Origin of the sequence: Wolbachia endosymbiont (group A) of Colletes cunicularius, assembly GCF_964264715.1 — a bacterium.
Lineage (GTDB): Bacteria > Pseudomonadota > Alphaproteobacteria > Rickettsiales > Anaplasmataceae > Wolbachia.
The window spans coordinates 418,076-443,681 of sequence record NZ_OZ183471.1 but is presented as its reverse complement, the minus strand read 5'-3'; the positions used below and the strand labels follow the sequence as shown (position 1 = coordinate 443,681).

The 25,606-nt window shown below is 35.0% G+C and carries 31 protein-coding genes and 7 pseudogenes; 18 read left to right on the top strand and 20 right to left on the bottom strand.

Going from position 1 to position 25,606, the window contains the following annotated elements:
• Positions 1–264: 264 nt before the first annotated feature.
• The gene (locus ACFELZ_RS02565; protein ID WP_375315805.1) at positions 265–462 is read left to right on the top strand and encodes a transposase; all 198 of its coding nucleotides are present in this window, start codon (positions 265–267) and stop codon (positions 460–462) included.
• A gap of 3 nt (positions 463–465) precedes the next feature.
• A complete protein-coding gene (locus tag ACFELZ_RS02560; protein WP_375315781.1) occupies positions 466–630 on the top strand; it encodes a hypothetical protein in 165 nt (54 codons plus the stop codon).
• Positions 631–670: 40 nt separating this feature from the next.
• Here ACFELZ_RS02560 and ACFELZ_RS02555 read toward each other — a convergent pair.
• Positions 671–766 (bottom strand): annotated as a pseudogene (locus ACFELZ_RS02555) (IS982 family transposase); the annotation flags it as partial.
• Between the two features lie 290 nt (positions 767–1,056).
• Between ACFELZ_RS02555 and ACFELZ_RS02550 the strand changes: the two are divergent.
• Positions 1,057–2,088 (top strand): annotated as a pseudogene (locus ACFELZ_RS02550) (IS256 family transposase); the annotation flags it as partial.
• Between the two features lie 6 nt (positions 2,089–2,094).
• Here the strand turns inward: ACFELZ_RS02550 and ACFELZ_RS02545 are convergent.
• A pseudogene (locus tag ACFELZ_RS02545) lies at positions 2,095–3,333 on the bottom strand (IS256 family transposase).
• A 72-nt stretch (positions 3,334–3,405) separates the two neighbouring features.
• On the opposite strand from ACFELZ_RS02545, the pseudogene ACFELZ_RS02540 reads away from it, so the two are divergent.
• The 3 genes and pseudogenes from ACFELZ_RS02540 to ACFELZ_RS02530 all read left to right on the top strand — a co-directional run.
• A pseudogene (locus tag ACFELZ_RS02540) lies at positions 3,406–3,537 on the top strand (IS982 family transposase); the annotation flags it as partial.
• Positions 3,538–3,604: 67 nt separating this feature from the next.
• Positions 3,605–3,991, top strand: coding sequence for a hypothetical protein (locus ACFELZ_RS02535; protein ID WP_375316437.1), 387 nt, complete (start codon positions 3,605–3,607; stop codon positions 3,989–3,991).
• Positions 3,992–4,176: 185 nt separating this feature from the next.
• A complete protein-coding gene (locus ACFELZ_RS02530; RefSeq protein ID WP_375316436.1) occupies positions 4,177–4,302 on the top strand; it encodes a transposase in 126 nt (41 codons plus the stop codon).
• On the opposite strand, the gene ACFELZ_RS02525 is transcribed toward ACFELZ_RS02530, so the two are convergent.
• From ACFELZ_RS02525 to ACFELZ_RS02515, 3 genes are read right to left on the bottom strand one after another with little or no spacing between them, the layout of a single operon-like run.
• Positions 4,288–4,671 (bottom strand): transposase, encoded by a 384-nt coding sequence (locus ACFELZ_RS02525; protein ID WP_375316621.1) that lies wholly within the window; start codon positions 4,669–4,671, stop codon positions 4,288–4,290. The two genes, ACFELZ_RS02530 and ACFELZ_RS02525, sit on opposite strands and share 15 nt — an antisense overlap.
• 17 nt (positions 4,672–4,688) lie before the next feature.
• Positions 4,689–4,853, bottom strand: coding sequence for a hypothetical protein (locus ACFELZ_RS02520; RefSeq protein WP_375315781.1), 165 nt, complete (start codon positions 4,851–4,853; stop codon positions 4,689–4,691).
• A 3-nt stretch (positions 4,854–4,856) separates the two neighbouring features.
• Entirely contained in the window at positions 4,857–5,054 is a 198-nt protein-coding gene (locus ACFELZ_RS02515; RefSeq protein WP_375315805.1) for a transposase, read from the bottom strand.
• Positions 5,055–5,100: 46 nt separating this feature from the next.
• On the opposite strand from ACFELZ_RS02515, the gene ACFELZ_RS02510 reads away from it, so the two are divergent.
• Positions 5,101–5,481 carry an IS4 family transposase gene (locus ACFELZ_RS02510; protein ID WP_375316435.1) on the top strand — a complete coding sequence of 127 codons (381 nt, stop codon included), beginning with the start codon at positions 5,101–5,103 and terminating at the stop codon, positions 5,479–5,481.
• Positions 5,482–5,631: 150 nt separating this feature from the next.
• Here the strand turns inward: ACFELZ_RS02510 and ACFELZ_RS02505 are convergent.
• The 3 genes and pseudogenes from ACFELZ_RS02505 to bcp form a co-directional block, all read right to left on the bottom strand.
• Positions 5,632–5,985, bottom strand: a pseudogene (locus ACFELZ_RS02505) (hypothetical protein); the annotation flags it as partial.
• A gap of 302 nt (positions 5,986–6,287) precedes the next feature.
• Entirely contained in the window at positions 6,288–7,367 is a 1,080-nt protein-coding gene (recF, locus tag ACFELZ_RS02500) for a DNA replication/repair protein RecF (RefSeq protein WP_375316434.1), read from the bottom strand.
• Between the two features lie 16 nt (positions 7,368–7,383).
• Entirely contained in the window at positions 7,384–7,851 is a 468-nt protein-coding gene (gene bcp / locus ACFELZ_RS02495; protein ID WP_264688477.1) for a thioredoxin-dependent thiol peroxidase, read from the bottom strand.
• A gap of 351 nt (positions 7,852–8,202) precedes the next feature.
• Here bcp and ACFELZ_RS02490 point away from each other — a divergent pair, with 351 nt between their 5' ends.
• Positions 8,203–9,063: an IS982 family transposase gene (locus ACFELZ_RS02490; RefSeq protein WP_375315786.1), complete on the top strand. Its 861-nt coding sequence runs from the start codon at positions 8,203–8,205 to the stop codon at positions 9,061–9,063.
• A 462-nt stretch (positions 9,064–9,525) separates the two neighbouring features.
• On the opposite strand, the gene ACFELZ_RS02485 is transcribed toward ACFELZ_RS02490, so the two are convergent.
• Positions 9,526–10,542, bottom strand: a complete 1,017-nt coding sequence (locus tag ACFELZ_RS02485) for an aspartate-semialdehyde dehydrogenase (protein WP_375316433.1) — start codon at positions 10,540–10,542, stop codon at positions 9,526–9,528.
• 140 nt (positions 10,543–10,682) lie between these two features.
• Here ACFELZ_RS02485 and ACFELZ_RS02480 point away from each other — a divergent pair, with 140 nt between their 5' ends.
• Entirely contained in the window at positions 10,683–11,129 is a 447-nt protein-coding gene (locus tag ACFELZ_RS02480) for a hypothetical protein (protein ID WP_375316432.1), read from the top strand.
• Between the two features lie 8 nt (positions 11,130–11,137).
• Here the strand turns inward: ACFELZ_RS02480 and ACFELZ_RS02475 are convergent, their stop codons facing one another.
• Complete coding sequence (locus ACFELZ_RS02475; RefSeq protein WP_264328823.1) at positions 11,138–12,415, bottom strand: APC family permease; 1,278 nt, start codon at positions 12,413–12,415, stop codon at positions 11,138–11,140.
• Positions 12,416–12,571: 156 nt separating this feature from the next.
• On the opposite strand from ACFELZ_RS02475, the gene ACFELZ_RS02470 reads away from it, so the two are divergent.
• Genes ACFELZ_RS02470 through ACFELZ_RS02440 form a run of 7 tightly spaced genes read left to right on the top strand, consistent with a single transcriptional unit; the run spans position 12,572 to position 15,582 of the window.
• Positions 12,572–13,678 (top strand): hypothetical protein, encoded by a 1,107-nt coding sequence (locus ACFELZ_RS02470; RefSeq protein WP_375316431.1) that lies wholly within the window; start codon positions 12,572–12,574, stop codon positions 13,676–13,678.
• Between the two features lie 37 nt (positions 13,679–13,715).
• Positions 13,716–13,913, top strand: a complete 198-nt coding sequence (locus tag ACFELZ_RS02465; RefSeq protein ID WP_375315805.1) for a transposase — start codon at positions 13,716–13,718, stop codon at positions 13,911–13,913.
• Positions 13,914–13,916: 3 nt separating this feature from the next.
• Positions 13,917–14,081: a hypothetical protein gene (locus ACFELZ_RS02460; protein WP_375315781.1), complete on the top strand. Its 165-nt coding sequence runs from the start codon at positions 13,917–13,919 to the stop codon at positions 14,079–14,081.
• Complete coding sequence (locus ACFELZ_RS02455; protein WP_375316636.1) at positions 14,024–14,299, top strand: transposase; 276 nt, start codon at positions 14,024–14,026, stop codon at positions 14,297–14,299. Before ACFELZ_RS02460 ends, ACFELZ_RS02455 begins: the two co-directional genes overlap by 58 nt.
• 57 nt (positions 14,300–14,356) lie before the next feature.
• Positions 14,357–15,217: an IS982 family transposase gene (locus ACFELZ_RS02450; RefSeq protein ID WP_375315786.1), complete on the top strand. Its 861-nt coding sequence runs from the start codon at positions 14,357–14,359 to the stop codon at positions 15,215–15,217.
• Between the two features lie 17 nt (positions 15,218–15,234).
• Positions 15,235–15,447, top strand: coding sequence for a transposase (locus ACFELZ_RS02445; protein ID WP_375316430.1), 213 nt, complete (start codon positions 15,235–15,237; stop codon positions 15,445–15,447).
• A gap of 33 nt (positions 15,448–15,480) precedes the next feature.
• Positions 15,481–15,582, top strand: coding sequence for a hypothetical protein (locus ACFELZ_RS02440; RefSeq protein ID WP_375316330.1), 102 nt, complete (start codon positions 15,481–15,483; stop codon positions 15,580–15,582).
• On the opposite strand, the pseudogene ACFELZ_RS02435 reads toward ACFELZ_RS02440, so the two are convergent.
• From ACFELZ_RS02435 to ACFELZ_RS02410, 6 genes and pseudogenes are all read right to left on the bottom strand, one after another.
• A pseudogene (locus tag ACFELZ_RS02435) lies at positions 15,536–16,011 on the bottom strand (IS630 family transposase). The gene ACFELZ_RS02440 and the pseudogene ACFELZ_RS02435 sit on opposite strands and share 47 nt — an antisense overlap.
• 52 nt (positions 16,012–16,063) lie before the next feature.
• A complete protein-coding gene (locus ACFELZ_RS02430; protein ID WP_375315839.1) occupies positions 16,064–16,426 on the bottom strand; it encodes a helix-turn-helix domain-containing protein in 363 nt (120 codons plus the stop codon).
• A gap of 230 nt (positions 16,427–16,656) precedes the next feature.
• Positions 16,657–17,544 carry a UDP-N-acetylmuramate dehydrogenase gene (gene murB, locus ACFELZ_RS02425; protein WP_375316429.1) on the bottom strand — a complete coding sequence of 296 codons (888 nt, stop codon included), beginning with the start codon at positions 17,542–17,544 and terminating at the stop codon, positions 16,657–16,659.
• Positions 17,535–18,413: a hydroxymethylbilane synthase gene (gene hemC, locus ACFELZ_RS02420; RefSeq protein WP_375316428.1), complete on the bottom strand. Its 879-nt coding sequence runs from the start codon at positions 18,411–18,413 to the stop codon at positions 17,535–17,537. Before hemC ends, murB begins: the two co-directional genes overlap by 10 nt.
• Positions 18,414–18,809: 396 nt before the next feature.
• A complete protein-coding gene (locus ACFELZ_RS02415; RefSeq protein WP_375315786.1) occupies positions 18,810–19,670 on the bottom strand; it encodes an IS982 family transposase in 861 nt (286 codons plus the stop codon).
• 60 nt (positions 19,671–19,730) lie between these two features.
• Positions 19,731–20,474: pseudogene (locus ACFELZ_RS02410) on the bottom strand (IS4 family transposase); the annotation flags it as partial.
• Positions 20,475–21,313: 839 nt separating this feature from the next.
• Here ACFELZ_RS02410 and secD point away from each other — a divergent pair.
• A complete protein-coding gene (gene secD, locus ACFELZ_RS02405) occupies positions 21,314–22,831 on the top strand; it encodes a protein translocase subunit SecD (RefSeq protein ID WP_375316635.1) in 1,518 nt (505 codons plus the stop codon).
• On the opposite strand, the gene ACFELZ_RS02400 is transcribed toward secD, so the two are convergent.
• Positions 22,828–23,613 carry an enoyl-ACP reductase gene (locus ACFELZ_RS02400; protein WP_375316427.1) on the bottom strand — a complete coding sequence of 262 codons (786 nt, stop codon included), beginning with the start codon at positions 23,611–23,613 and terminating at the stop codon, positions 22,828–22,830. The two genes, secD and ACFELZ_RS02400, sit on opposite strands and share 4 nt — an antisense overlap.
• 267 nt (positions 23,614–23,880) lie before the next feature.
• Here ACFELZ_RS02400 and ACFELZ_RS02395 point away from each other — a divergent pair, with 267 nt between their 5' ends.
• Positions 23,881–24,273 carry a hypothetical protein gene (locus ACFELZ_RS02395; protein ID WP_375316426.1) on the top strand — a complete coding sequence of 131 codons (393 nt, stop codon included), beginning with the start codon at positions 23,881–23,883 and terminating at the stop codon, positions 24,271–24,273.
• A gap of 103 nt (positions 24,274–24,376) precedes the next feature.
• Here the strand turns inward: ACFELZ_RS02395 and ACFELZ_RS02390 are convergent, their stop codons facing one another.
• Genes ACFELZ_RS02390 through ACFELZ_RS02380 form a run of 3 tightly spaced genes read right to left on the bottom strand, consistent with a single transcriptional unit; the run spans position 24,377 to position 25,543 of the window.
• The gene (locus ACFELZ_RS02390; RefSeq protein ID WP_375316035.1) at positions 24,377–24,655 is read right to left on the bottom strand and encodes a transposase; all 279 of its coding nucleotides are present in this window, start codon (positions 24,653–24,655) and stop codon (positions 24,377–24,379) included.
• Positions 24,646–25,161, bottom strand: a complete 516-nt coding sequence (locus tag ACFELZ_RS02385) for an IS630 family transposase (RefSeq protein ID WP_375316634.1) — start codon at positions 25,159–25,161, stop codon at positions 24,646–24,648. The genes ACFELZ_RS02390 and ACFELZ_RS02385 overlap by 10 nt, the downstream gene beginning before the upstream one ends.
• A 19-nt stretch (positions 25,162–25,180) precedes the next feature.
• On the bottom strand, positions 25,181–25,543 hold the full coding sequence (locus tag ACFELZ_RS02380) for a helix-turn-helix domain-containing protein (RefSeq protein WP_375315796.1): 363 nt from the start codon (positions 25,541–25,543) through the stop codon (positions 25,181–25,183).
• Positions 25,544–25,606 lie beyond the last annotated feature (63 nt).

Below are 25,606 nucleotides of genomic sequence, written 5' to 3'. Positions count from 1 at the left end.
CAAGCTGAAATACGCTTATAAAGCATTTAAAACATCAAAAAAACGCCAACTTAAAAAATGGATAGTGAATAACTAGCTACCAGGGTTTCTTTTGCCTTTTTTTTCATTTGGTAAATTTCTTAATATTTATAGCTAAAAGAGTCCAAGAGAGCTACTTGGATGATACCTTTTTTCTACTTAGTTTGGGTTATGCAAGAAGTCTAAGAGCCTGTCTTCAAACTAAGTAGAAAGGAGTTAAGAAGTGTGTTATAAGATATATTTTAAATGTACCCAAGCGATATAAGTGACAAAGAATGGAAGATAATAGAGCTATATTTTGAACCTAAAAAGACCGGTAGACCAAGAAAACATAGTATTAGAACAATTATTAACGCAATCCGCTATATGATGAGAACAGGATGTCAATGGAGACAACTGCCTAAAGATTTTCCACCATGGAAAACAGTGTATAGTTGTAATTAGCGATTGAAAAAAAGTGGAATATGGCAAGAGATTCATGATTTTCTAGTTAAAAAAGTAAGAGAGATAATTGGTAAGAATGAAACTCCATCAGTGGGAATAATAGATAGCCAATCAGTAAAAACTACTCAAAAAGGGGATCCAGAGGATATGATGCTGGCAAGAAAGTAAAGGGTAGAAAGCGCCACATCGTTGTAACGCGAATTCTGGATTAAGGAAGGAAGAAAGTATAGGAAATAGAAGGCTTTGTGGATTTGATGGAATAGGAAATGAGAGTAGAAAAGATATGAACCAAAAAATTAACAGGGGGGAATGTTCAAAAAAGCATACGCGTCAAGTTAAGGCCCAATATAGCACCATTTAAAGTGGGTATCTTGTTTGTTACATTTATTTTTTGGGAAATTTTGATCTAAAATAAGATAATTCTTTTAGAAGAGTCTATAAATTACTAGCTTTATTACTTAATATCTAAAATAATCTTTACCACTTTTCTTTTTCCTTATGCTACTTTCCCTTAACTTGACGCGTATGGTTCAAAAAAGTGTGTCAAACCGAAAAAAAAGTAATAAATTGATATAAAAAAATGGAGGTTTGACAATGAGTCAGAAAGTAGTAAACAGAACTAACGGATTGGTAGATTATAAAGAGTTGGAAACAAATATCCTGTCGTCTATACGAGAAGGAAGACCGTTGACAGGAAGGGAGGGAGCATTAACACCATTTATAAAAAAGCTGCTGGAGGCAAGTTTGGAAGGTGAAATAGAAAACCACTTATTAGCTGAAAGTGAAGAGAATAATCGAAGAAATGGGAGAAATGGAAAGACTTTACGGACAAGTGCCGGTTCATTTGAACTTTTGACGCCAAGGGATAGAGAAGGAAGTTTTGAGCCGCAAATAGTCAAAAAAAGGCAAACAAGCTTACATCCAGAGCTTGAAACGAAGATTTTGAGCACATTTGCCAGTGGTATGAGCTATAGAGATATAGCGTCACACGTTGAGGAAATTTATGATCACAAAATATCGGCGGCAGAGATATAAAGTATTACCGACAAATTACTGCCTATAATCAATGAATGGCGTAGTCGTCCACTGCAATCAGTATACCCGATAGTATTTATGGATGGGATGTTCTTTAAGGTCAAAGAGAATGGACATTGCGTAAGTAAATGTATGTACAATATATTGGGCATAGACCAAAATGGCAGAAAAGAAGTCCTGGGCTTTTATTTGGCTGAAAGTGAAGGAGCTAACTTTTGGTTGGGAGTGCTAAATGACCTCAAAGAAAGAGGAGTAGAAGATATTCTGATTGCATGTGTAGATGGGCTAAAAAGCTTTCCTGCAGCTATAAATAGTGCGTTTCCTAAAGCAGAAGTACAGCTATGTATAGTGCATCAGATAAGAAATTCACTAAAATATGTATCCAGCAAAGATGTGAAAGTTTTCATGAATGATTTGAAAAAAATATATCGTGCTACAAGTAAAGAAATTGCTGAAAATTACTTACTTGAGCTGGAAGAAAAATGGGGAGAAAAGTATCCTTTAGTTATAAAATCGTGGCAGAACAATTGGGAAAATTTATCTGGTTATTTCAAGTATTCTAGGGGAATGTTCAAAAAAGTGTGTCAAACCGCATTTTTAGTTCAACTCAATTTTCAATCTATCTGGAAAGAAAATATCAAGTTGAGACATAGTTAAAGCCCAATTAGGCAGAGCCATAGTCCATTTTTGCTCTACCTTCTTTATAGCACAATATACCTGTTTATACAAGGCATTTGTGCTGGTAAATGAGCCCTTGGTTTTAGTGAATTTTCTGATCTGTCTGTGCAGCCCCTCAATTGGATTTGTGGTGTAAATTAGCCTTCTAACTGGGCTAGAATACTTGAAATAACCAGATAAATTTTCCCAATTGTTCTGCCACGATTTTATAACTAAAGGATACTTTTCTCCCCATTTTTCTTCCAGCTCAAGTAAGTAATTTTCAGCAATTTCTTTACTTGTAGCACGATATATTTTTTTCAAATCATTCATGAAAACTTTCACATCTTTGCTGGATACATATTTTAGTGAATTTCTTATCTGATGCACTATACATAGCTGTACTTCTGCTTTAGGAAACGCACTATTTATAGCTGCAGGAAAGCTTTTTAGCCCATCTACACATGCAATCAGAATATCTTCTACTCCTCTTTCTTTGAGGTCATTTAGCACTCCCAACCAAAAGTTAGCTCCTTCACTTTCAGCCAAATAAAAGCCCAGGACTTCTTTTCTGCCATTTTGGTCTATGCCCAATATATTGTACATACATTTACTTACGCAATGTCCATTCTCTTTGACCTTAAAGAACATCCCATCCATAAATACTATCGGGTATACTGATTGCAGTGGACGACTACGCCATTCATTGATTATAGGCAGTAATTTGTCGGTAATACTTTATATCTCTGCCGCCGATATTTTGTGATCATAAATTTCCTCAACGTGTGACGCTATATCTCTATAGCTCATACCACTGGCAAATGTGCTCAAAATCTTCGTTTCAAGCTCTGGATGTAAGCTTGTTTGCCTTTTTTTGACTATTTGCGGCTCAAAACTTCCTTCTCTATCCCTTGGCGTCAAAAGTTCAAATGAACCGGCACTTGTCCGTAAAGTCTTTCCATTTCTCCCATTTCTTCGATTATTCTCTTCACTTTCAGCTAATAAGTGGTTTTCTATTTCACCTTCCAAACTTGCCTCCAGCAGCTTTTTTATAAATGGTGTTAATGCTCCCTCCCTTCCTGTCAACGGTCTTCCTTCTCGTATAGACGACAGGATATTTGTTTCCAACTCTTTATAATCTACCAATCCGTTAGTTCTGTTTACTACTTTCTGACTCATTGTCAAACCTCCATTTTTTTATATCAATTTATTACTTTTTTTTCGGTTTGACACACTTTTTTGAACATTCCCAATAGACTAGAAATTGAACACACTCGCCATAGATCCCCTGTTAATTTTTTGGTTCATATCTTTTCTACTCTCATTTCCTATTCCATCAAATCCACAAAGCCTTCTATTTCCTATACTTTCTTCCTTCCTTAATCCAGAATTCGCGTTCCATGGGTAACCTCATCTATTTTTTTATAACTGCTGAGTTTACCCTGTTTTCTTGCCTTTTCTATTCTCCTTTAATCCAGAATTCACGTCTTTAGGTCTATCTTCCCAACAATGTTGGGCGCGTTCTATTAGGGAAGAAGAAACGGCACAAGAAAAAGCAAACAGAAAATACCGTACCTCCATAGAAGAAAAAGAAAGTTATAAGTGGATAACAGCTCTCAAAGAAACTACAAACAACCTTCCTCCAAATGTACAACTTGTTACCCTTGGTGATAGGGAAGCAGACATCTTCAAATTTTTATGGGTGGCTGAGACGTTAGGTAGTTTTTATGTAATCCGCAATCGAGCTAATAGAAGATTTATCTGTACTGAAGTCGGAAAAACAGATTTGCAAACACGCATCACTCAACTGCCAGTAAAAAAAAGAAAATTTCTCTAGAAGTTACTAAAGGTGGAAACCAGAGATCAAGGAAAGCTAATATTGAAGTTAAGTATATGAAAGCCTATCAGATCTTCTTCCATTTATGAGTCAAAAGATACAATACATAAAATAAGTCCCTGTATATGTGGTAAGTGCAAAAGCTCCTGATGGATTGGAAGCTGTCGACTGGACTCTACTAACTAATGTACCATACTTTAGATGCCATAGAAAAGATAAATTGGTATAAGCTAAGATGGAAAATTGAAGAGTATTTTAGGATTTTAAAATCAGGATGTAAGAGCCTGTCTTCAAACTCAAGAATGAGCTAATTTGTGAAGCATAATAGTGATCATATTAAAGAAGATGTTATTTTTTGAAGTGAGAGGAGAATGCTCATAATCCTTACTCATACGTCTAAAATTGGAGAGCCAAGCAAAGGTTCTCTCAACAATCCAACGTTTGGGAATAACCTGAAATCCTGTATCAACTATTTTCTTGGTAATCGTCAATAAACATCCAGTTTCCAATAAGCAGAGGTTTTGCAATTTACCTGTGTATCCTTGATCAGCAAAAAACTTATGTAATGTTGGAGCTTTGCATTTGGCTTGAACAAAAAGATTTAGTGCACCATCAAGATCCTGAATGCTTGCACTTTGTACTTCAGCAGCAATTACAAGACCTACAGTATCTACAACGATGTGGCGCTTTCTACCCTTTACTTTCTTGCCAGCATCATATCCTCTGGATCCCCTTTTTGAGTAGTTTTTACTGATTGGCTATCTATTATTCCCACTGATGGAGTTTCATTCTTACCAATTATCTCTCTTACTTTTTTAACTAGAAAATCATGAATCTCTTGCCATATTCCACTTTTTTTCAATCGCTAATTACAACTATACACTGTTTTCCATGGTGGAAAATCTTTAGGCAGTTGTCTCCATTGACATCCTGTTCTCATCATATAGCGGATTGCGTTAATAATTGTTCTAATACTATGTTTTCTTGGTCTACCGGTCTTTTTAGGTTCAAAATATAGCTCTATTATCTTCCATTCTTTGTCACTTATATCGCTTGGGTACATTTAAAATATACCTTATAACACACTTCTTAACTCCTTTCTACTTAGTTTGAAGACAGGCTCTAAGATAGAAAGCTCTTGCTTAGCTACAAAAGAAAGATTACAGAAGTTAATTGCTATAAAAAGTATAATCGCGTTTAAAATTTTATATTTGACAAAAGTGGCTTTATCAAATCCCATGGAAATTTGTACTAAAATTTTAAGTAACGAAGAGTGGAAGGTCCTTTACATGCGTGAGTATCGGGTAGCAACATTACCCGAAGAACCTCCAAACATAAAACAAGCTATTATTTGGTTAGGAAAATTGGGTGGATTTATGAATAGAAAAAGTGATAATTTACCAGGGTCTATGACTCTATGGCGGGGCTATGAAAACCTTAAGGAGAGCATAGTTATGCTTCACATAATGACCTCTCAAAATTGTGGGTAAAAGTGAGATCTAAATCCGATAGAGCATTGTTGGCACACCATCAAAAGTCGCCTCAGACCTCTAATGCATCAATGTACAGACTTACACCTTTTAGTTGGTAATACCATTTTAGACGTTTATCATTCGTTTTAGAAAATACTATAACTGCTAACATTGTTTGCTTTTATGCCTTGCCTCAGGCAACATATCTTTGCTTAGAAAGAAAGCAATAGCTCTTGCATCATGCTTGTCTGTTTTGTGTATAGAGCGGCGCACAACTTCAAACTGTCCGGGAGCGACTATTACCACACGCTTAACGTAAGGTGAAACTGCATCATAAAAGAAACAGCTATTGCCTGTTGCTTCTATAGCCACTTTATCTGTTTCTTGAAGATTTTCGATAAAATTATCCAAGTCTTTTAAGCAAAACGTTTGAATATACTCTGGCTTCCCTTCTTGCAGATAACAAGCAGTAAAGCTATTAGTATAACTCCAATGTGACGCATTTTTCCTCCAATTGCATATTTCAATATATCAGAGTACCGGTTGTTCCAAACTCCTATACGAGGTCATCACATTTTGTGAGCCTCGCCGGTGGCAGGGGTGGTTAATCTGGGTCACGAGGTCTTCTTCCTACACTCCATGTAAGAGCAGAAAGTGCCTCAAAAGAAGTATCAACCTGCCACCTATCCACTCTGAAAAGTTATTATCTTCTCTTGCTTTCAACCAAGCAATACTTATTCATATCATCTGGGTAAGGTCACAGTCATATAATAAAAGACCAAGGACGTAAGTATTTCTTTCCTTTTGCAGAAGAATATTGTCACTTATTTACTTAACAATTCAAAAAACTTGAAAGAATAAAGATAGCTATTGAAATTATCTTGATTTACATCAGTTATCCAAGTTTGACATTGAATACTTAACACTTCCTCTATTAACGCCTTTCTGTAATGTTTATCTAGATGAGACATTATATCATCAAGTAGAAGAAGTGGTGCCTTATTGTAATGAATACACCTTGCTTTTACACTGGATAAAATAATAGAAAGCAGTAATAACTTTTGTTCCCCAGTGGAGCACAGATTTATTGGTACGTTTCTTTTTTGACAAAAAACCCGAAAATTATCGTTATGCACACCAAGGGTTACTCTACCAGTCAATGAATCTTTTTCTCTGTTTTCCTTTAGACGATTCTGAAAATATTCTGCAGTATCGTCCAAAGTTAGCTGGCTGCTGAATTTCAAACTTGCCTTCGGAAAAAGCTTACTGGAATGGTTATCAATTGTATCTTGTAATATTTTTAAAACAGACGATCGCATATGTAAAATACTAACTGCATTAACGGCCATTATGTTTTCAAGACTAGAGAACCAGTTTTTGTTCAAAATGTTCTTCCTCAATAGTTTACTTCGCTCATGTTTAGCTTTTCTATATTTCATGTAGCAGCAAGTGTAATTTTCTTCAAACAGTGAAACTATACGGTCTAAAAATTTCAATCTGTCACTTGGAGAATTAAGAAGAACATAGTCCATTTGTGGAATCAGCCATATTACATTGGATATCTTATACAGAGATGAATAACTTGATTGCGTTTTTCCATCAATTTGTATTAGTTTCTTATCAAAACTCTTTGCGATACCAATTGAATTAAAATCCGTTCCATTAAAAAAATCATAGTGCACTACCCAATCTTCATTACTGAATCTATTTTGTATCTCACTGGTTTTTGCTTTTTTCATTCCATTGCTTTTAGCAAGCAACGAGATTGCTTCAAGTATATTAGTTTTACCAATACCATTTTCGCCAGTTATTACAACTGAGCTATCATCTGAATCCAGTTCAAAGTTTGAGTGGCTACGAAAATTATGTAATTTCAGCTTTTTTATGTAGCAATGGGTAGCCATTAACCTATTCTTTAGTTTACATTCTCCTTACTTCTTCCAGAACCTCATCAACATGCCCACTAACTTTTACATTTTTCCAGATCTTCACTACTTTACCTTTTTTATCTATTAAAAAAGTAGTGCGCTCTATTCCCATATACTTTTTGCCAAACATACTTTTCTCTACCCAAACACCATATTTTTCCAACATTTCAGCATTCTCATCAGAAACTAAGGAAAATGGCAGAGAATATTTTGCTTTGAAGTTAGCATGGCGCTTAACACTATCTTTTGATACACCAATTATCACTGTGTCAAGGGAAGAAAAATCATCTATTTTATCTCTAAAGCCTTTTGCCTCCATCCTACAACCCGGAGTATCGTCTTTAGGATAAAAATAAAGAACTACATTTTTTTTATCAAAAAATTCACTCAATGATAAATTTTCACCAGAATCTGTTGGTAAGCTAAAATCAGGTGCATTATTTCCTACTGCTAATTCCATACCTTGCTCCATTAATACCACTTCTGTGGTATTATAGTAGTATGGTACATTATTTCCTACTATTAATTCCATACTTTGCTCCATTGATAACACTTTTATCTATAGTAGTATATTGTAGTCAGAGTATCAAATTTTATATATAGCTAACAGATAAGATTCTTGATGGGGCTTATTGATAAGTTTCTGCCTTGTATCTTGTAAAAAGCATCTAATGCTTTAAGCTTAAGCATTGTAAGTCATGCTCATTAGTTTCCTCATCTCTTATAACGTGAATTCTGGATTAAAGGAGAATAGAAAAGGCAAGAAAACAGGGTAAACTCAGCAGTGATAAAAAAATAGATGAGGTTACCCATGGAAGATATAACAAAACTGTTTTGTTTGGTCGATGATTTTTGCAGAGATATAGAGAAAAATTTTGCAGATAAACTACTGCCAAATGGTAAAAACCCCACAAGAACAACGGAAATTGAGCACTCCGAAATCATGACAATAATCCTGCTATATCAACAATCTCCGTGTAAAACTTTCTATCTACATTACCTAACGTTGCTCTACAAATCAGAGTTTCCAAAGTTACCTTCATATACCAGGTTTGTTGCTCTAAAGCCTAGGGTTTTGTGGCATTTAGCAATGTTGTTGCATTGGCTTTGTGGACAGTCAGAAAACACTGGAATTTCATATATAGACACAACTCCCATTGCAGTTTGTCATGCAAAAAGAATATCCAAAAACAAAGTTTTTGCTGGAATTGCAAAATTAAGCAAGAGCACTTACGGCTGGTTTTTTGGTTTCAAATTACATATGGTAATCAATGAAAATGTTGAAATTCATGCACTTACGCTAACAAAAGGCAATGTTGATGATAGGATACCTGTGCCAAATCTGACGGAAAAATTAATCGGCCTTTTGTTTGGTGACAAAGGTTATATTGCAAAAGAGCTTTTTCAGAAGCTGTTTGACCGAGGTTTGAAACTTGTTACCAAGGTGAAAAAAGGTATGAAAAATACATTGATTTCGCTAAATGAGAAGATTTTACTGAGAAAAAGGTCTATCATTGAGACTGTTTTTGGTTACCTAAAAAATAGACTAGAAATTGAACACACTCGCCATAGATCCCCTGTTAATTTTTTGGTTCATATCTTTTCTACTCTCATTTCCTATTCCATCAAATCCACAAAGCCTTCTATTTCCTATACTTTCTTCCTTCCTTAATCCAGAATTCGCGTTCTAAACGTTTAATAACCGCGATTCAGTTGCTTTTAAGCCGCAACTAATCTAAATTATAAACATTAAGAAATTTACTAAACAGAAAAAAAGGCAAAAGAAACCCTAGGGTAGCTAATTATTCACTATCCATTTTTTAAGTTGGCGTTTTTTGATGTTTTAAATGCTTTATAAGCGTATTTCAGCTTGTATAGGTAAAAATCTAGAAATTTGATAAAGACATAGAGTGCACATAGTGCAAAAAATTAAACATGAGACGCCAGACACGTTGAGTTTTTTTGTCATTTAATCTGTACAGAGAAGATAAATAAATAGCTTCAGTTTCATGATAAGGGAGTTGGCGGAGGATGTCAAGGAAGTTTTTGTAGCTCTCATGGTTTTTGCGTCACACGCTGCCATGTGGTATACAAATTTCCTCCGAATTACAACGTACGTGCACTCTATATGCACTTAATGCTCTCTTATCAAAATCTCAAGAATCTGCACTATATTTAATGCTGCGCCTTTGCGCAGGTTATCAGCCACTATCCACATATTTAATCCGTGTTCAACAGTATTGTCTCTTCTAATACGCGATACATATACAGCATTCTCTTGTACAACATCAATTTGAGTGATGTATTCACCGTCTTCACGCCTGTTGTACACTAAAACTCCACTATCTTCGGCTTCACTTAGCACTTCACGAGCTTGTTCTTCAGTGATATGTTGATCAAACTCTACATTTACTGCCATAGCGTGACCGATAAAGACGGGTACTCTTACACAAGTTGCAGTAACTTTTATATCTTCCTCTAAAATTTTTTTTGTCTCCTCTTGCATTTTCCATTCCTCTTCTGTAGAACCATTCTCCATGAATTTCCCTACATGGGGAATGCAATTAAACGCTATTTGCTTGGGGAATATCTCGGGCTTTTTAGTCTCATTCATGAAGATTTTTTTTGTCTGGTCATAGAGCTCATCCATTGCTGCTTTGCCTGCGCCAGAAGTTGATTGATAAGTTGAAGCAACGATTCTCTTTATTTTTGCTTTCTGGTGTAATAGATGTAGTACTAGCAGCATCTGTATTGTAGTACAGTTTGGGTTGGATATTATGTTGTGGTTTTTATATTCCATAATTTTTTCTTTATTAATCTCCGGAATAATGAGTGGCACACCTTCTTTCATTCTAAAATGGGAACTGTTATCTATCACGATGCATCCAGCCTGTGTTGCAATTGGTACATACTTTTCAGAAACATGATATCCAGCACAGAAAATGGCTACATTAGTTCCAACGAAGTCATAATCCTCAAGGCATAAAACTGTTAACTCTTTGTCACCAAAACTCACCTTCTTCCCTTCTGATTTTTTCGATGCAAGTGCAATTACAGAATCTATTGCCTCATCTTGAAACTCAGCAAGCGTGCTTAATACCTCACGCCCTACTCTTCCGGTTGCTCCAATAACAGCAATTTTGTATCCCATATAGATGAACCTCTAACTTTAAAGTTCTATTATATTTTTACTGACAAAATTTACAATTGTTTTAATATTTTCACCTTGCAATTAATTGTAATTTAGCTATTATTATGCAATATTAGTAATATTACATGATAAAGTGAAAGATGAATAAAGAATACAATAAAACTAAGGTTAAACCTGCAATGTCTACACCTCAAGAGCCTGAAAGAACCAATGGATTAAAAGCTCAAAATGTTCTTTCGAAAAAAAGAAAGCCTGCAATAAATTTTGATGATAAAAAATATGGTGTAAAAAACCTTAAAATAGACCAACAGTTCCTAAATAAAAGACAAGAATCTTCAAAGCTAAGAGATTTCTTAAGATCAATACCAATAATAGGGAGATTTTTAGCAAGGATTTTCACACCTGAAAAAATAGAAATCATCAGTAACCCTATATATGACAACATGGAAGCATATGAAAAATCGCAAGCAGGTCACTCCAGTAAGATAAAAGATGAGACTAGTGTAGATGATGAACACGCAAAAGAAGTAGATAGTAAACTTGAGAAGGGTAATGTTGAACAAGTGGAAAATAAGAAAAGTCGTTAAACTCTATTTTATTGTGCAGGAGCTCTGCAGTACCAAAATAAATAAATGGGTATGCCACTTGCGGTGAATAAGCTTGCGATCAGCAAGGTATTCACAGAAGTTTCAAATATTACCCAGCAGCAAAAGGTTGTTGCTATACTGCCAATTAAAAATTTGTAATAGTTTTTCTCCTTTATAATAACCTTGAGAAAAGCAAGACTGCATGCAAGGTAAACAAATAAAAATGAAACTACAGAAAAGTCGATAATTGATGTGATCTGTTTAGCAAAATTGTTGCTTGAAGTGAGAATTAGTAGAACTGAAGTGCCAACGGAGCTGATTGTTATGCCCCAGAAAGGAGAACCGTGCTTGTTTCTTTTAGCAAAGAACTGTGGCATCAGTTTATCTTCTGCAAGGCCAAGGGCCACTTGTCCACTAGCTAGTACCCAAGCATTTAAACTGCCAACACAAACAATAAAAGCAACAATAGAAATGATCAAATGCCAATTACCTGGAAACATAATTTTTATTGCGTCAACATACGGCGCTTTTGAATTAACTAGATCATTGCCGTTTATCAATCCCATGATTGCAAGGCTATTAATGAAATATATAACTGCAACAGAGATTGTGCCAAGCACTATGGCTCTTGGTATAGTCTTGGCTGGATCGTTTACTGATCCTGCAGGTGCTGTTGCTGATTCAAGTCCAATAAAACACCATAGAGTGAGTAGTGTAGAGCGAGCAAGGACTTGAGACATCGTGAGGGTTGATATTTCCTCACTTATGATAAAATTATTCCTATCAAAGAAAAACAACGCTGTTACTGGTATAGCAAGCAGTGCGGTAATTTTGACAGTCATCAATAAAAGCTCAACACATCCAGCAGCAGTGACACCTCTTAAATTTATTAGTGTAATGATCGTAAATAATAGTATTTCTAAAAATAAGCGTATATTTTGAATATCTCCATGAAAAAGCGAAGTAAGATAGCCAATACTTGCAACGATTACTGCTGTCGTGCTAACCCATGAAATCACCCAATACGTCCAACCAACAAAGAAAGCTGCAGCAGGGCCAAAAGCATGCTTTACATAGACATGAGGGCCACCCGTTTCTGGAAATTTTGCGCAGAGTAAGGCAAAAACCAAAGCAAGAGATATAGCACCAAGCCCTGATATCACCCAGCTTATAAGGCTATAAGCGCCATATGGAGCAAGGCTAATTGGAAGCATAAAAATTCCAGAGCCAATTTGACTACTAATCACTAAGGCAAAAATAGCCCAAAAACCTATTTTATTTGACACAATAATTTTTATCTAAATAGACTAACGATATAACTGAAGCTCAGAAATTTCAATCGATCTTTATAAAAACTTGCATTTTTTTCAATTTATGTCTGAATATAGAGTATATTAATAGATTATTAAGAGGGAGTTGTAAATCCGGGGTTAAAAAAATTTTTGGTTGTTTGTGGGTATATTTTACTATTTGTTTCTGCTATTGGAGCAATTATTTTATTTGACTACTTACTTGAGATCTTTATTGATGCGCTTTATGCATTCCTTCTTGCCAAAACTTCAAGTGAGGTGTTAGCTGTTTTTAGAACACTTGCAATTTTTCTAGCTATTGGCGTTTCGTGCTACGGGCTGCATAAGCTCTGTTCTATCTTTACAGAAAAGATTACAAGCAGCTATCAATCTTTCAAAAATGAAAATAGTGGTGATGGTATTTTTTCTGAAGTATATAATGACCCAACAATAGGGTTGAAAGATAAAATTTTGTTTTTCTCTATATATTTGATATATTGCATTCAATTACCATTTTTGTACTGTGCATCGAAAATATCTGCCCTTAATCAGTGGCTGCTACTGAACAGTGACGGAAAGATATCAGGTATTAACATATTTCTTGTACTTATAAATGCTGTATTATTAATTCCAGTAGCACTTCTTGAATTGATAAAGTATCCGTTAGTAAAGCTCTTCTCACCTTTAGGTTTGAATGTAAAGCAGCTAAGCTTTTTGTTTAATGTAAGTGATGTGGGCACTGGCAGTCAGAGCGTTCACACGAGTAGTTTTGAACATAGTATTTTCCAATGCGCTCAAGAGTTAAAACAGAAATTTGGAGCTCAACCAAATGTACTCAATAAAGAGTTTGAAGACTACATAAATAATTCGGATGAGCTTACAACTCAACAAAAAGAGCAATTAAAACTTTATCTTAATTTTAGTTGCTCCAGCCGGGCAACTTGGCAAGAATCAAAAACTAGCCTTACTCTCACGCAAGCTGCAAATTTAGTTTTGACTGCAGCTAAGGATCAAAAGTTAGATACAGATTTTCTAAAATGCATGTTACTAATGCGTTTACAAGAAGGAAATGGTGCATGTCATCTTGGAATGTTTAATCGTATTATTTATTCACTCAGTTGTCTTGAAGCTAAAAATAACTTTACAGTTGAGGTAAACGCTCAAGTGTACGAGAGAATGCCAAGTATTACGGAAAAATTCCTGAGAAGCTGTAACAATAAAAAAATTACAGTTTTAAGAGCCTGTCTTCAAACTAAGTAGAAAGGAGTTAAGAAGTGTGTTATAAGATATATTTTAAATGTACCCAAGCGATATAAGTGACAAAGAATGGAAGATAATAGAGCTATATTTTGAACCTAAAAAGACCGGTAGACCAAGAAAACATAGTATTAGAACAATTATTAACGCAATCCGCTATATGATGAGAACAGGATGTCAATGGAGACAACTGCCTAAAGATTTTCCACCATGGAAAACAGTGTATAGTTGTAATTAGCGATTGAAAAAAAGTGGAATATGGCAAGAGATTCATGATTTTCTAGTTAAAAAAGTAAGAGAGATAATTGGTAAGAATGAAACTCCATCAGTGGGAATAATAGATAGCCAATCAGTAAAAACTACTCAAAAAGGGGATCCAGAGGATATGATGCTGGCAAGAAAGTAAAGGGTAGAAAGCGCCACATCGTTGTAGATACTGTAGGTCTTGTAATTGCTGCTGAAGTACAAAGTGCAAGCATTCAGGATCGTGATGGTGCACTAAATCTTTTTGTTCAAGCCAAATGCAAAGCTCCAACATTACATAAGTTTTTTGCTGATCAAGGATACACAGGTAAATTGCAAAACCTCTGCTTATTACGTGAATTCTGGATTAAAGGAGAATAGAAAAGGCAAGAAAACAGGGTAAACTCAGCAGTGATAAAAAAATAGATGAGGTTACCCATGGAAGATATAACAAAACTGTTTTGTTTGGTCGATGATTTTTGCAGAGATATAGAGAAAAATTTTGCAGATAAACTACTGCCAAATGGTAAAAACCCCACAAGAACAACGGAAATTGAGCACTCCGAAATCATGACAATAATCCTGCTATATCAACAATCTCCGTGTAAAACTTTCTATCTACATTACCTAACGTTGCTCTACAAATCAGAGTTTCCAAAGTTACCTTCATATACCAGGTTTGTTGCTCTAAAGCCTAGGGTTTTGTGGCATTTAGCAATGTTGTTGCATTGGCTTTGTGGACAGTCAGAAAACACTGGAATTTCATATATAGACACAACTCCCATTGCAGTTTGTCATGCAAAAAGAATATCCAAAAACAAAGTTTTTGCTGGAATTGCAAAATTAAGCAAGAGCACTTACGGCTGGTTTTTTGGTTTCAAATTACATATGGTAATCAATGAAAATGTTGAAATTCATGCACTTACGCTAACAAAAGGCAATGTTGATGATAGGATACCTGTGCCAAATCTGACGGAAAAATTAATCGGTCTTTTGTTTGGTGACAAAGGTTATATTGCAAAAGAGCTTTTTCAGAAGCTGTTTGACCGAGGTTTGAAACTTGTTACCAAGGTGAAAAAAGGTATGAAAAATACATTGATTTCGTTAAATGAGAAGATTTTACTGAGAAAAAGGTCTATCATTGAGACTGTTTTTGGTTACCTAAAAAATAGACTAGAAATTGAACACACTCGCCATAGATCCCCTGTTAATTTTTTGGTTCATATCTTTTCTACTCTCATTTCCTATTCCATCAAATCCACAAAACCTTCTATTTCCTATACTTTCTTCCTTCCTTAATCCAGAATTCGCGTTTATTGGAAACTGGATGTTTATTGACGATTACCAAGAAAATAGTTGATACAGGATTTCAGGTTATTCCCAAACGTTGGATTGTTGAGAGAACCTTTGCTTGGCTCTCCAATTTTAGACGTATGAGTAAGGATTATGAGCATTCTCCTCTCACTTCAAAAAATAACATCTTCTTTAATATGATCACTATTATGCTTCACAAATTAGCTCATTCTTGAGTTTGAAGACAGGCTCTTAGAGATGCCAGACAATTGGCAGCATATGCTGGAACTATACCACGAAATATAACGTCAGGTTCATCTATAGCTAATAGAAGTAAGATTTCCCCGAGAGCTGAAAGACAAAATCAATAGCCGAATTAATATTGGGCCAAAAGCTTGGCAGCACTTTTCTTATGGCATGCTTAATGGCAAACCAGAACTTCTCAATCGGATTTAAATCCGGTGAGTATGGCGGCAAGAACAAAATTTTACACCCAACATTTTCTATCAAATTTTTCGTTCTTGCAGATTTATGAAAGCTTGCATTATCGAGAACAATAGTCTGTCCAGGTTTTAATATAGGAACAAGTATATTTTCTACATAAGCATCAAAAATCTCGCTGTTGCAGTAGCCCTCAATTACCCAGGAAGCTTTAATTTTCCCTCATTTAGTGCTCCTATTATGCTTACCCTCTTTCTTTTAAACCCTGGTTTATCGGCAAATAACCTCTTGCCTTTTTGAGACCACCCATATTCATAAAATCTGTTGTCTTCTACTCCAGAGTCATCTATGAATATCAAGTTTTCTTTTTCTATTCCTTCTATTTTTTTTATGAACTCCTTGCGTTTCTCTTCATTCCTTTCCTGATAAAGAAAAGTTTTTTTTATATGTATAGTTTACTTTTTTAAGATAATTGTAGACTGTGTCTTTGCACATGTTGCCAAATTTTTCAATTATTTTTTCAACCGTAATATCTCGGTTTTCATCCAGAAATTTGACAAAGCCATCTAAGTATTTAATTTTATGACTATGTCCCTTTTGGTAGCCTGAAGACGGTTTTATACTTCCTGTTTCTTCTCTTCTTTTCCTCCACCAGTATATAGTTTTTCTATCAATTTTGAACATCTTGCTTACTTCTTCCATAGTCATTTTTTTCTCGTCAACCACTTTTAAAACTCGTTCCCTCAGGTCCTCACTATATGGCTTTGCCATCATTCTACCTTAATTAAAGCAGTATTATACCTTTTTACACTCCTTTGAGGAAACCTTATTTCGGTTAGCTATATAAATCTGGATTTCAGCGTTATGCACTGGAATAACAACGTAAGGTAAATTTTTCAACATCCCAAAATTACAGAATTTAGTCTGTTTAATTAAGTGTGAAAGGTTACGATCATGCTGAGTCATTAGGAAAGATTAGAATATACAGAAGCTATAAAAACTGTCTAATAGCTACCCAAAACCCTTATTTCCCACTCAAGTTCAACATTAAATTTATCCTTCACTGCATCTTTTACTCTGTTGCCAAGGTTTTCCAAGTCAGATGCAGTTGCATTATCGTAATTGAGCAAGAAGTTACAATGTTTCTTAGAGATGCTAGCTCCACCAATATTTAACCCTAGGCAGCCAGATTTATCAATTAACTCCCATGCTCGGTAGTTTTTTGGATTTTTGAATATGCACCCAGCAGTTTTTCCTCTTATTGGCTGGCTTTTATTTTTTTTCTCAACAATTTCTTTTAACCCTTGCAATATAAGCTCATACTTTGAGTTTACTCCTTTAAACTCAGCTTCAACAAAAATCCAATTTCCTTTTAGGCTATGTCCACGGTAAAAATACCCCATTTCTTCGCTGGAGAACTCATATAGGTTTCCATCCTCTAGATTCACTGCTTTTATGGATTGTACAACGCTTGCGATGTCACTACCATACGCACCTGCATTCATTTCTATTCCGCCACCAACTGTTCCTGGAATTCCAACTAGAAACTCGAGTCCACTAATTTGTTGCTCTCCTGCAAAGTAAGCAAGGTTCCTGAGCAGCGCAGCACCACCTGCAACAATGGAGTTGTTACCCTTACTTTTAATATATGCAAACTCCTTACCTAATTTTACTGTTATTCCTCGAATGCCACTATCTCGTACTATTATGTTGGATGTTGCACCAATAACGCTAACTGGCAGTTCAGTATTTTTAATCAAGTATGTTAAATCTTCAATATCACATGGTTTAAATAACACATCAGCTCGTCCACCGACGTTTAACCACGTCGCTTTAGACATTAAGATGTCATAACGATAGATTCCACGTACTTTAGGTAAGCTTATAAGCATTTTGATTTCAACTCTAGTCCTGCATCCATACCCATTTTCTCCGCATCTTCTATAAATGAAGTGCGCTCAGTGAAGTATATATTTTTTCCACTTGCTAACATACAACAAAGGTGTAGCATATTTTCGTTCACATATTCAGCCAAAGCTGCAAGTGGTGTAAAACATGAACCATTCACTGTCTTCATAAAACTGCGCTCTGATTTCACTCTTATAAAAGACATATTATTATTAATTTTCTCTACAAGATCGATAATTTTTACATCATTCCTTCTACATTGAATACAAATCGCTCCCTGTCCCACTGCACTTAACATAACTTTTGGTGGCAATACCTCTGTAATTAAGTGATTCTTTTCTAATCTTATGAGTCCTGCTTCAGCTAGAATTATTCCATCAAAACTTTGATTTTGCAATCTAGTTGTTACATTTCCACGTAGCGATATTATATTTAGATCTGGTCTAACATTTAACAACTGAACTTTTCTTCTTATTGAAGAAGTGGCAATAGTAGCCTGCTGTGGCAAAGACTCAAGGCTATTGTGTTTATGAGAAATAAACGCATCGCATGGACTTAGCCTTTCTAAAACACAAGGAATTGTTAAACCCCCTGAGAAAAACGCAGGCACATCCTTTAGCGAATGAACTCCCATATCTATATTATTTTCGAGCAATTCAGCCTCAATTTCTTTAATGAATAATCCTTTACCTCCTATTTCAGCAAGATTTGCGTTTGCGTACTTATCTCCAGAAGTTTTTATCTTAACAATTTCAATAGATAAGTTAGGAAAAGAGTCCAGCAACTTTTGTTTTGCTTCCAAAGCCTGGGCAACTGCAAGCTTGCTTCCTCTGGTACCTATTTTGACTAGCATATGTATGACTGTTTGAATACCAAACCTTAACCTAATTAATTATTTAAACACTTTGGTAGCGTGTATCGCATGAACTTCGGTTACCATCTCTCTGATGTCATCTGAGTAGCTGACTACTTGGATCCAGTTTAATTCATCATATGAGCCTTTGCATTTATTGTACTTTAACTTAAAACCAAAAGCAACTTTGCCTTTACAAAATAATAACCTTTTATATGCATAAATAAGCTTACTGGATTTCGATGTCAGCTACTTGAATGACATCATTTACTATGTGCCATATTGCAATGTTCGTACAGCCATACGCGTCAAGTTAAGGAAAAATGAGCAAATTTAGTGCACTCAAAGTTGATATTCTTGTTTTTCTATATTTGTCTTTTAAACGCGAATTCTGGATTAAGGAAGGAAGAAAGTATAGGAAATAGAAGGCTTTGTGGATTTGATGGAATAGGAAATGAGAGTAGAAAAGATATGAACCAAAAAATTAACAGGGGATCTATGGCGAGTGTGTTCAATTTCTAGTCTATTTTTTAGGTAACCAAAAACAGTCTCAATGATAGACCTTTTTCTCAGTAAAATCTTCTCATTTAGCGAAATCAATGTATTTTTCATACCTTTTTTCACCTTGGTAACAAGTTTCAAACCTCGGTCAAACAGCTTCTGAAAAAGCTCTTTTGCAATATAACCTTTGTCACCAAACAAAAGACCGATTAATTTTTCCGTCAGATTTGGCACAGGTATCCTATCATCAACATTGCCTTTTGTTAGCGTAAGTGCATGAATTTCAACATTTTCATTGATTACCATATGTAATTTGAAACCAAAAAACCAGCCGTAAGTGCTCTTGCTTAATTTTGCAATTCCAGCAAAAACTTTGTTTTTGGATATTCTTTTTGCATGACAAACTGCAATGGGAGTTGTGTCTATATATGAAATTCCAGTGTTTTCTGACTGTCCACAAAGCCAATGCAACAACATTGCTAAATGCCACAAAACCCTAGGCTTTAGAGCAACAAACCTGGTATATGAAGGTAACTTTGGAAACTCTGATTTGTAGAGCAACGTTAGGTAATGTAGATAGAAAGTTTTACACGGAGATTGTTGATATAGCAGGATTATTGTCATGATTTCGGAGTGCTCAATTTCCGTTGTTCTTGTGGGGTTTTTACCATTTGGCAGTAGTTTATCTGCAAAATTTTTCTCTATATCTCTGCAAAAATCATCGACCAAACAAAACAGTTTTGTTATATCTTCCATGGGTAACCTCATCTATTTTTTTATCACTGCTGAGTTTACCCTGTTTTCTTGCCTTTTCTATTCTCCTTTAATCCAGAATTCACGTTCTAAACATTCCAGTAACTCCATTTTTTGATTTGTTTCTATATCATATATATTGGTATCAGATTTATAACGACTAATAAAATAAGCTCCTATTTCCTTAATCTGTTTAAAAGAACTTGGCACAAAATAACCAAGATCAGATATTAGCAAATCGTTACTTGATATATTACTCAAATGTTTCCTATACCCTTGATCTGACCTTATTCCCTCCGTTATATTTAATTGATCAAATGTCTGATTTAAGTAGTCGAAAACTAATTGCAACTTTATCCCGGACTTGGTATTACTTTCATAGCCGCTGTAGCTGGTACCATATCCTTTATACATATTCTCCATACTGTTAGGCAGGCTAATATAGCTACTATCCAATAACTTAACGCTTTTAAATTGCTGCAAGATTCTACAATCAATTTGCAGGGTATTTTTAAATAAAGCCATAGATTCATTATACATCCTTTTCATAAATTCCACTGCCTCTTCAGTAAACCTCAAATCTAGACTCTGTTTTGTTATTATTACAGATGCTTCGTTTAATAATTGGCACATTGTATCTATGCTGCAGTTTGCAACTCCTATATTACCCAAAATTATAGCTTTTATGAATGATGAACCACTCAATTTTCTCTTCCTTTTTATAAATCCTGTTTCAATTGATACTTCATTTGCTCTTTCATTGAAAAATTTGTTTAGGTAATTTGATAAGCAAGTTATTTTATTCATCATTAGTTCTCTCACTAAAATATATCCGAGAGAACTTATACCTTCTTATCCTATCTTCTTCATACCTTTATTTTCTTAACTTGACGCGTATGGTTCGTACAGCTGTGTGTCACGCGCTGGAATGACATGGTGGAGTGTGTAAACGCAGTCTCAACAACCATAGGGTGTCATCCAAGTAGCCGACACTGGTTTCCATCCAAAAGGGTGTCATTCCAGTGTCAAGCACTGGAATGACACCCTTTCCGTGAATATTGCTCTTAATTTGTAACTAACCTAAGCCATAAATATTTAAGAAATTTACCAAATGAAAAAAAAGGCAAAAGAAGCCCCATGGTTGGCTAGTTATTTATATGTACTTCAAAATATTGGCGTTTTCTATTCTAAACGCTACGATTCAGCCGCTTTTGAATGCGATTAACCTAAATTATAAACGTTAAGAAATTTACTGAGCGGAAAAAAAGGCAAAGAAACCCTAGGGTAGCTAGTATTCAAATTCTCCATTGTCTATTTGACGTCTTTTACTGTCTTAAACGCTTTATAAGCGCGTTTCAGCTTATATAGGTAGAAACCTAGAAGTTTTATAAAGACATGAGGTGCACACAGTGCAAAAATTAAGCATGATTTACGCCAAATACATTAAGTTTTTTGTCATTAATCCACTGCAGAGATTGCGAAGATAAATAAATAGCTTCACTGTTATGATAAGGGGGCTGGCGAAACTTGTCAAGGAAGTTTTTCGTTTCTATAGCTACTTGGATGACACCATAGGTTATTTAGGCAACAGAGAATTTTACAAAAATCTATTTTTAACTTACACTGCAATTTTAAACCTACAACTTATGTACAACAGGCTTATAGTCAAATCTTTTTCAGTGTTATGCATCTGTTTACTTGCTTTATACATAACACTGCCAAATTTCTTTGATAATAAGCTTTTTATTTCGAAAAAAAGAATAAACTTAGGCCTTGACCTGAAAGGAGGGGCATCTTTGCTTCTAAACATAGACTTAGACTTCTATTTTAAGGAAAAGCTAGGCATGCTAGCAGGTGAGATAAAAGAGACATTGCTAACAAAAAATATTGAATCTAACGTACAAAATAGCGAACAAGTAATTGTAACTTTAAATAATATTGATGACTATAAAAAAGCATCTGTGTTGATTAATGCAATAAATCCAAATTTAGAGCTAAATAGAAAAGATTCTTCAATTCTCATTTCGTATAAACCCCATTATAAAAATTCTTTGATCAGTGAAGTAGCTGCAGAATCAATAAACAATGTCCAGCGGCGTTTGGACAAACTTGGCACAAAGGAAGTCAGCGTTCAAAAACAAGGGCAGAATAAAATATTAGTGCAGGTGCCTGGAGTAGAAGACACCGAACAGATAAAATCTCTGCTTGGCAAAACTGCTAAGCTAGCTTTCCACTTGGCAAACACTAACGTAGCCAAGGTGCAGGATATAGATTACGAAACTACTGTCATGCTCAAGGATTCTTTAGGTAATTCTTATCCAATATTCCGCAAAACTGAAATAGGTGGTGATGCACTGATTAATGTATCAGTTAGATTTGGTCACTTAGGTAAACCAACAGTGCATTTTAAATTTGACAGCATAGCGAGTAAAAGATTCGCGAAAATCACTAAAGAAAATGTGGGAAAACCTTTTGCAATTGTTCTGGATAACACAGTTTTAACAGTACCTACAATACGTGAGCCAATTTTAAATGGAGAGGGAGAAATTAGCGGTAATTTTACTGAAAAACAAGCAAGCGAACTTGCAATACTTTTAAAATCTGGAGCACTGCCAGCGCCACTTAAAATAATTGAAGAAAAAAACATTGGTCCAAGCCTTGGAGAAGAATCAATAAAGGCAGGGGAAATGGCAGCAACAATCTCTATTATAGCCGTGGCTTTATTTATAATTATCACTTACGGCAAATTAGGTGTATTAGCCTCTATTGCGCTTTTTTCTAATGTAATTCTTATATTATCAATTCTTACTCTGCTTGAAGCAACTCTAACTTTACCTGGAATTGCCGGTATTGCACTCACTGTCGGTATGGCGGTGGATGCAAATGTTTTAATATTTGAGCGAATTCGTGAGGAAATCAAATCTGGCAAGAGAGTGGAACGTGCTATTGAAGAAGGGTTTAAAAACGCTATAAAGACAATACTGGATTCAAATATCACTACATTAATTGCCGCAGGAATAATGTTCATTATTGGCAGTGGAGCAATAAGAGGTTTTTCCGTTACTTTATCAATAGGAATCTTATGCTCGATGTTTTCCGCAATCACAGTCACAAAACTCCTGATAGAGTTGTGTATGAACCCGAAGAAACTAGCGCTTTGTTAGTCAACCACCTTCATTCCCACAACGTTATATCCTGAATCGACGTGCAAAATTTCTCCAGTAGTGCCACTGCTTAAGTCGCTTAATAAGTATAGTGCTGCCTTGCCAACATCCTCTATTGTAACATTGCGTCTAAGCGGAGAATTATTTCTATTCCATTCTGATATGAAGTGAAAATCGCTTATTCCAGAAGATGCTAAAGTTCTGATTGGACCAGCGGAAATGGCATTTACTCTGATATTTTGTGGTCCAAGATCACATGCTATATATTTTACACTTGCTTCAAGTGCTGCTTTACATAAACCCATAACGTTATAATTTGGCATAACTTTTTCAGCACCATAATAAGATAAAGTAAGTAAACTACCACCATTTAACATCATTTTTTCAGCTCTTTGCGCTAAAGCAGTGAAAGAATAGCACGATATATGCATTGCATTGAGGAAGTTATTCAGTGAAGTATTGACATATTTACCATCTAACTCATTTTTATCGGAGAATGCTATTGCATGCGCCAAAAAGTCAAGAGTACCCCATTTTTTCTCTATTATTTCAAAAGCGTTATCTATGATTTCTGTATTTGAAACATCACAGTGTAATATTAGCTCCACATTTAATTCATCTACTATCGGTAATAACTTTTCTTTTACTATTTCGTTCTGGTAGGTGATTGCAAGTTCTGCCCCGTGCTCTGAGAGAGCTTTTGCTATACCGTATGCTATTGATCTCTTATTTATTATTCCAGTTATTAACCCCTTTTTGCCTTGTAATAGACTTGTCATCATAGAACTATCTGTTTTTTTATAATTTGGAGTATTAACTAGATAAAGTCAATTATGTTTTAAAACATTTTTTGCAGTAACTTGAAGTCTAATACCACTGTTGACAAAAAGGCAGCGATGAGATTTTCTAGCAGCCGTCTATCTTAGATTGCTTTTTATTAAAGAAGCCAAAGCTTTATTAATAAAATGATATAGTTAATATTTTTACTAATTTGACACATTATTAAAATAGTGTTAAACTGCGTGCATAAAATAATTAGTGAGGTTGCAATGTTAAGTAGTATTATAAAAGTAAAATTAGAGAAAAACTGTTGTCCTTTTGAGAAATTAGAAAACTTCTTTGCTGAAAGGGTATTTCATATAGATGATCGAAAAGGATTCAAAGATTCTTCAGTAAAGTTAGTTATCGAGTATCCCTACGATTCAACTTTAATTTTAACTTTACCAAGAAAAGCAATACCTAATTCTTTCGCTTTAGAGCTTTTGTCTTCACTTTATAAAGAAAATGCGCTAGCTTTACCTGTTATATTAAAATATCTTGCTCATAGGGATTTATCCAAAGATTTTGGTGAGATCAGTAAAAAATTACAGGCCAAAATGGATCAAGATATACAAGAAGCGGAGCTACAACACAATTCTGAAATTTCTAAGAGCATGTCTTGAAAAGATTTAAACGGGTAATTTAGCAAGCATAATAGTAATCATATCAAAGAAGATATTAGTTTTTGAAGTAAGTGGCGAGTGTTCATAGTCCTTACTCATGCGCCTAAAATTCGAAAGCCAAGCGTTCAACAATCCATCGTTTAGGAATGACCTGAAACCCTACAGAATCACTAGCTTTTTTGGCAATTGTGAGTAGACATCCTGTCTTCAGAAAACAGCGATTTTGAAGCTCACCTGTATATCCTTGATCAGCAAAAAACTTCTGTAATGTTGGAGTTTTCTGTTTAGCTTGAGAAAAAAGATTCAGAGCGCCGTCACGATCTTGAATGCTTGCACTATGAACGTCAGCTACATTGATTAGGCCTAATGTATCTATAGCCAACCGAAGTAAGATTTCCCCGAGAGCTGAAAGACAAAATCAATAGCCGAATTAATATTGGGCCAAAAGCTTGGCAGCACTTTTCTTATGGCATGCTTAATGGCAAACCAGAACTTCTCAATCGGATTTAAATCCGGTGAGTATGGCGGCGAGAACAAAATTTTACACCCAACATTTTCTATCAAATTTTTCGTTCTTGCAGATTTATGAAAGCTTGCATTATCGAGAACAATAGTCTGTCCAGGTTTTAATATAGGAACAAGTATATTTTCTACATAAGCATCAAAAATCTCGCTGTTGCAGTAGCCCTCAATTACCCAGGAAGCTTTAACTTTTCCCTCATTTAGTGCTCCTATTATGCTTACCCTCTTTCTTTTAAACCCTGGTTTATCGGCAAATAACCTCTTGCCTTTTTGAGACCACCCATATTCATAAAATCTGTTGTCTTCTACTCCAGAGTCATCTATGAATATCAAGTTTTCTTTTTCTATTCCTTCTATTTTTTTTATGAACTCCTTGCGTTTCTCTTCATTCCTTTCCTGATAAAGAAAAGTTTTTTTTATATGTATAGTTTACTTTTTTAAGATAATTGTAGACTGTGCCTTTGCACATGTTGCCAAATTTTTCAATTATTTTTTCAACCGTAATATCTCGGTTTTCATCCAGAAATTTGACAAAGCCATCTAAGTACTTAATTTTATGACTATGTCCCTTTTGGTAGCCTGAAGACGGTTTTATACTTCCTGTTTCTTCTCTTCTTTTCCTCCACCAGTATATAGTTTTTCTATCAATTTTGAACATCTTGCTTACTTCTTCCATAGTCATTTTTTTCTCGTCAACCACTTTTAAAACTCGTTCCCTCAGGTCCTCACTATATGGCTTTGCCATCATTCTACCTTAATTAAAGCAGTATTATACCTTTTTACACTCCTTTGAGGAAACCTTATTTCGGTT

Excerpts from the sequence above, each read along its gene's own strand:
- ACFELZ_RS02565 (WP_375315805.1), top strand. The coding sequence starts at position 265 with ATGTACCCAAGCGATATAAGTGACAAAGAATGGAAGATAATAGAGCTA.
- ACFELZ_RS02530 (WP_375316436.1), top strand. The coding sequence starts at position 4,177 with ATGTACCATACTTTAGATGCCATAGAAAAGATAAATTGGTATAAGCTA.
- ACFELZ_RS02515 (WP_375315805.1), bottom strand. The coding sequence starts at position 5,054 with ATGTACCCAAGCGATATAAGTGACAAAGAATGGAAGATAATAGAGCTA.
- recF (WP_375316434.1), bottom strand. The coding sequence starts at position 7,367 with ATGGCTACCCATTGCTACATAAAAAAGCTGAAATTACATAATTTTCGT.
- bcp (WP_264688477.1), bottom strand. The coding sequence starts at position 7,851 with ATGGAATTAGCAGTAGGAAATAATGCACCTGATTTTAGCTTACCAACA.
- ACFELZ_RS02490 (WP_375315786.1), top strand. The coding sequence starts at position 8,203 with ATGGAAGATATAACAAAACTGTTTTGTTTGGTCGATGATTTTTGCAGA.
- ACFELZ_RS02485 (WP_375316433.1), bottom strand. The coding sequence starts at position 10,542 with ATGGGATACAAAATTGCTGTTATTGGAGCAACCGGAAGAGTAGGGCGT.
- ACFELZ_RS02480 (WP_375316432.1), top strand. The coding sequence starts at position 10,683 with ATGAATAAAGAATACAATAAAACTAAGGTTAAACCTGCAATGTCTACA.
- ACFELZ_RS02465 (WP_375315805.1), top strand. The coding sequence starts at position 13,716 with ATGTACCCAAGCGATATAAGTGACAAAGAATGGAAGATAATAGAGCTA.
- ACFELZ_RS02450 (WP_375315786.1), top strand. The coding sequence starts at position 14,357 with ATGGAAGATATAACAAAACTGTTTTGTTTGGTCGATGATTTTTGCAGA.
- ACFELZ_RS02430 (WP_375315839.1), bottom strand. The coding sequence starts at position 16,426 with ATGATGGCAAAGCCATATAGTGAGGACCTGAGGGAACGAGTTTTAAAA.
- murB (WP_375316429.1), bottom strand. The coding sequence starts at position 17,544 with ATGCTTATAAGCTTACCTAAAGTACGTGGAATCTATCGTTATGACATC.
- hemC (WP_375316428.1), bottom strand. The coding sequence starts at position 18,413 with ATGCTAGTCAAAATAGGTACCAGAGGAAGCAAGCTTGCAGTTGCCCAG.
- ACFELZ_RS02415 (WP_375315786.1), bottom strand. The coding sequence starts at position 19,670 with ATGGAAGATATAACAAAACTGTTTTGTTTGGTCGATGATTTTTGCAGA.
- secD (WP_375316635.1), top strand. The coding sequence starts at position 21,314 with ATGTACAACAGGCTTATAGTCAAATCTTTTTCAGTGTTATGCATCTGT.
- ACFELZ_RS02400 (WP_375316427.1), bottom strand. The coding sequence starts at position 23,613 with ATGATGACAAGTCTATTACAAGGCAAAAAGGGGTTAATAACTGGAATA.
- ACFELZ_RS02395 (WP_375316426.1), top strand. The coding sequence starts at position 23,881 with ATGTTAAGTAGTATTATAAAAGTAAAATTAGAGAAAAACTGTTGTCCT.
- ACFELZ_RS02380 (WP_375315796.1), bottom strand. The coding sequence starts at position 25,543 with ATGATGGCAAAGCCATATAGTGAGGACCTGAGGGAACGAGTTTTAAAA.